We start from the raw sequence: 3,863 nt of genomic DNA, 5'->3' as shown, positions 1-3,863 counted from the left end.
CAGCAGCATCGCGCCGGCCGCCATCGGCGGACTGGCGGTGCCAAAACCGGCCATCAGCATGGCGCGACCTTTTTTCTCCAGCACTTCCGGCTGGCTCGGATCCACGCGTACTGCATCCAGTGTGGCCATTGCTATTTGCGTATAGGCCAGATTCTCGTCGATGGCATCGGAGGCACTGCTGTCTTCGTCACCCGTGAACAAACCATGGATTTCCTTGTCCAGATTCTGGGTCATGGCCTCGTGCAGCGCCGGGCCGTTGAGCCCGACCGCCGACGCAATGCTGATGATCAGCGAGACCTTGGCGGCCTTGATCATGGTGGCCATCGCACTCTCGCGCGACTGCCCGGTGGCGATGCGATAGCCCAGAATCAGCACCCACAGCGTGGTGACTGTCAACGCGATGGTACTGACCCACCGCATGGTGCGCTTCATCAACTCCAGGCCAACGTCCTGGAAGGTATTGCCGACATCGTCGTTGTCGATCAGCCGCGCCATCGCCCTACATTACACGCATCGGCGTCGGTGCTGTCACCTCCGCCTGCGCCCGTTGTACATCCAGTGCGCGCAACTGCTGCTGGCTCTCCTGCAAAGGCGGTGCCTCCGCCGTCAGATCCACTTTGGTGCGGAAACCTGGCGCATTGCCGACGATCCAGGCATTGCCGTCTTGCACGGTCACGCTGCGCAGCTGGCTGACGTCGACGATGCCAGCGCGTTTGGCCTCGACAGTGGCATGCATGGCCACGGCGTCGGACGTGCCCTGCGGCAGTTTGCTGTGGATGGAGCGGTACAGCGGATCATTGGACATGGCCATCGCGCCCGGATCTACGCAGCGCTCTGGTGTGTTGCCCAGCGGCAACTTCCAGCCAGGAGCCACATAGACCGGCTTGTCTTCGCGCTCCATGCGCTGTTGCGTTTCCTTCCAGCGCTCGGCTGCCATCTCCGCCGCGCCGGCACCAGGGGACAGTGTGCCGCGCAGATGATTGATGCCATCCACCACGTCCATGGATTGCATGTGGCGCGATGCCAGGGTCAGGCCGCCCCGTAACAGCGCCACATCGTCACGATACTTGTCGATCATCGGCGCGTACTGCTGCGTCAGCTGCTGCGCCTTGGGGTCTTCCAGCACCGAGCGGTCTGGCTTGCCGTTGGCATCCACCGGCAGGAAGTTGTGCATGCGGTGCGAGTCGGCGAGTGATTTGGCGACCGCCGGATTGCGGTCATCCAACACACTGCGGTCGTTGGCATAGCCGGCCTTCTGCAACGCGGCGACTTCTTGTGGCGTGGCGTAAATCTTGACCTGACCATAGTGCTTGCTGGCAGCACTGACCGCATCGCCGGCCATCACATGGTTGATCACGGCATTGCCGCCTTCGGGAATGCGCCGGTCCAGACTGACCGCACCGTAGGCGTTGAAAGTCTCGCCCTTGAGGCCGAAGTGATGGGCGGTCACCTGAGCCAGATTGCCGCCCAGGGAATGGCCAGTGACGGTGACGGCGGGGACTTCGCCGTCTTTACCGATTTTTTGTGCGTAAACCAACGCATCCTTGGTCAACTCAATCGCTTCGGCAGCCTGGCGATTGTGACGTGATGCGACCATGCCGCCATCGGTGTAGACACCATCCTGCTTGAGCTCACGCTCAGTCTCGGTACCGCGATGGGCGACAACGATCTCGTTTGTATCGACGCGTTGGTAGATGACACCTTGATAACCAGAAGGACTATCCACGTATTTGAGGCGTATGTAGATATTGCCGCCGATATCTTCCGGCCTGCTGTTGGGCCCTGTCTCTCTGGGGGCCTTATAAGCATCGTCAGAGAGCGCCGCGTATTGTGGACTCGTAATACTCATGGGCTCACCTTTTCAGCAGTCAGGGTGATTTTAAAGATATTATTGCGAGCATCATCATTGAATTGGTCGACATCAAGACGTCCTCCATCAGGAAAGTTATCGATATCCTCTTTCGGATAGCGCCCTTTCCAAAAGTAAGTAACCTTGGGGGCCGAGCTATAGATTTCATTTTGGAATAAAACCGGCTGAAATCGCGTATCTTCGTGTTTGTCGGTTGCTTTCAGGGAGACGCCAACTCCATCGAGTTCAAAGATGCACACGCCCTTGCCGTAATAGTCAGCATCGATCATGCCATCGGCATAAATCTTCGCCACGTATGTAGTGTGGTTGAGCTTCTCGAAATGGATAGGAATTCCATCCTCGTCCGACTTATTCCACACCCCTTCAACGGGCTCAATTGGCGTGCATTGTTTGTGATTGGTCATTTGGTAGTAGGCCGTCCCAGATACCCACTCAAACGGCCCCGGCGCATCCTCAATCGCCATTGTGATGCGATACGCCTGTGTCGGATGCGGGTTCTTGCGGTAGACCGGATCGCCGTCGGCGGTAGTGGCGCCAGTATCGTGTTTTTCAGAGCCAGTGTTCATGGGGCTGCATCCTGCTAATAAAGCAAAGGCAAGAAGTCCAGCAATTTTAATTACCAGCGTCCTTTTCATGCCGCCACGGTGCGTTGGGCAGTATGCTTTACGGCCGTGATCTGCAGCATTGCAACTATAGCGAAGTGTAACAAAGCACAGATTGAGGCCGCACACTGTGCAAGGTCCAGCAGGATTGTGAACGTAGTTCGATAGGCCAAGACAACCAAACTTGCGGTTAGTAAGGTTGACATCAGCAGGATAGTCAACATGCGCCAAACGCCCTTGGTGACCGATACCAGTGTGAATTTTGGGAGGAAAATACGCTATCCATTACATCGCTCCCATGAGCTCTATTTAACTAACGGTGAGCGTGGTCAGGGGTACGGAATGAACTTTGAAGGATACTAGCTGGAAGTCTTATTGGCCATGCGGCTCGTGCGTAGCTAAGCGTCGCTTGATGATGAATCTGGCAGTGCACTCAGGCATGCATCAGAACCTTTCAAATATTGGATCCGAGCAGTTGGAATAAATAACTCTGCACGAACTATTATTTACAGAGGCACAGTCTTTTTCTGCCTTGGCTGTAACTTTCTCAAGTGCCGCACCTGTGGAAAATTGCAATTTCCCGTCAGAAGATTTTCCATCCTTGTAAGGCTCTGCTACCGCTGCACATTGATTAAAGTAGGTTACCCAATCGCGACAATCTTTACCCCCCACTTTAAAGCAACTAGATAAAGCAACCTTTTGAGCTTGTCGTTTAGAGCTTTCTCCACTTGCGACCCCTACTACCCCGGCACCGGATTCATCAAGTGCAACAGCCCCCCACGTTTTATTCCATTTCCCAAGTGGTCGAGGGCTAGCAGGGCCTTGCTGCTCGTAATAACCGGAGGGAATCGGACCACAGGAGGTAATACTACCGTTCGCCATCGCAGGGATTTGGCCTGGCGGACAGCCCTGCTCGGCCATTGCCGGAACCCCAACGACCATAAGAAAAAAAAACATAAATCCGTTGAAATTCATATATGCATGCCTTCTACAAAAATTTAAATCCCGACAATATTAGGCATTACCACTTTCATTTCTTCCAGCATTTCCGCGAGAACCTGGCGCAGGAGCAGATTCAGAACCGCCCAATGGGGCGACAGTACGATTCGTCACTTGACTTGTGGCTTGACCTCTACCAACTGACTCCTCATTGGAAGCTCTAAGCGGTTGCGGCGGCACATACGACCCAGCCGGTTGCCCCTGCGGTCCCGGAGTGGATGCAGCGCCTCCACTAAATGCGGAGAAGTGCATGAAGTTGCCCATGCTGCCCTGCCAGACCGCCGCCGCCAACGTTGGCACGCTGATGATCAACAAGGTCATGATCAGGCCGATGCCACCCTGCTGCAGGGCCTGGCTGGACAGGCCTTCGGCACTGGCCAGGGGGATGAACT

General features: G+C 55.6%; 4 protein-coding genes and 1 pseudogene. All 5 read right to left on the bottom strand.

Annotated elements, in window-relative coordinates; translation table 11 throughout:
• A partial coding sequence (locus LL962_RS20670) for a type IV secretion system protein (RefSeq protein WP_228318263.1) occupies positions 1–495 on the bottom strand: 495 nt, incomplete at its 3' end.
• A 4-nt stretch (positions 496–499) separates the two neighbouring features.
• Entirely contained in the window at positions 500–1,849 is a 1,350-nt protein-coding gene (locus LL962_RS20665; protein ID WP_228318262.1) for a DUF6792 domain-containing protein, read from the bottom strand.
• On the bottom strand, positions 1,846–2,505 hold the full coding sequence (locus LL962_RS20660) for a hypothetical protein (RefSeq protein WP_425509860.1): 660 nt from the start codon (positions 2,503–2,505) through the stop codon (positions 1,846–1,848). Before LL962_RS20660 ends, LL962_RS20665 begins: the two co-directional genes overlap by 4 nt.
• A 411-nt stretch (positions 2,506–2,916) precedes the next feature.
• Positions 2,917–3,447 carry a DUF4189 domain-containing protein gene (locus LL962_RS20655; protein WP_228318261.1) on the bottom strand — a complete coding sequence of 177 codons (531 nt, stop codon included), beginning with the start codon at positions 3,445–3,447 and terminating at the stop codon, positions 2,917–2,919.
• Between the two features lie 39 nt (positions 3,448–3,486).
• Positions 3,487–3,863: pseudogene (locus tag LL962_RS20650) on the bottom strand (type IV secretion system protein); the annotation flags it as partial.

Source organism: Xanthomonas sp. NCPPB 1067 (assembly GCF_020783795.1).
Taxonomy (GTDB): domain Bacteria; phylum Pseudomonadota; class Gammaproteobacteria; order Xanthomonadales; family Xanthomonadaceae; genus Xanthomonas; species Xanthomonas melonis.
This window is presented reverse-complemented; position numbering and strand designations above follow the sequence as displayed.

Excerpts from the sequence above, each read along its gene's own strand:
- LL962_RS20665 (WP_228318262.1), bottom strand. The coding sequence starts at position 1,849 with ATGAGTATTACGAGTCCACAATACGCGGCGCTCTCTGACGATGCTTAT.
- LL962_RS20660 (WP_425509860.1), bottom strand. The coding sequence starts at position 2,505 with ATGAAAAGGACGCTGGTAATTAAAATTGCTGGACTTCTTGCCTTTGCT.
- LL962_RS20655 (WP_228318261.1), bottom strand. The coding sequence starts at position 3,447 with ATGAATTTCAACGGATTTATGTTTTTTTTTCTTATGGTCGTTGGGGTT.